Here is a 497-nt window from a genome sequence, read left to right as displayed (position 1 = left end):
GGCGGAGGCGGTGGCGGTGGAGGCGGTGGAGGATCCCAGGGCAGCGGCGGCTGGTGCCGTCCGCACGGTGGGGGCAAGAGCTCGGGCTACGGTCCGCGATCGCAGCAGTGCGGTCCGCAGGGCTGCTCGTCGAGCTTCCACTACGGCACCGACTTCGCGAACGGCTGCGGCGCCGCGATCTACGCCGCGCAGTCCGGCACCGTCGACTACGCGGGCTACAACGGCGGTTACGGCAACTACATCCGCATCCAGCACGGCGGCGGGATCGGCACCGGCTACGCACACATCCGCAACGGCGGCATCATCGTCAGGTCCGGCCAGTGGGTGCGCTCCGGGCAGGTCATCGCCTACGCCGGCAACACGGGTCGCTCGTTCGGATGCCACCTGCACTTCGAGGTCTATGACCGCGGCAACGCCATCAACCCGGTGCAGTTCCTGGCCCGGCACGGCGTCTCCGCCTGATCGCAGGCTCACAGCAACCGAAAAGACCCCCCGCC

General features: G+C 70.0%; 1 protein-coding gene. It reads left to right on the top strand.

The features are described from left to right. Nucleotides 1-462, top strand: a 462-nt coding sequence (locus ACNPM4_RS03245) for a M23 family metallopeptidase (protein ID WP_448984680.1), incomplete at its 5' end; no start/stop codon positions are given. Nucleotides 463-497 lie beyond the last annotated feature (35 nt).

This window comes from Microbacterium umsixpiens (assembly GCF_053543675.1).
The sequence above is the reverse complement of the archived record's forward strand: the minus strand, read 5'-3'. Positions and strand labels throughout refer to the sequence as shown.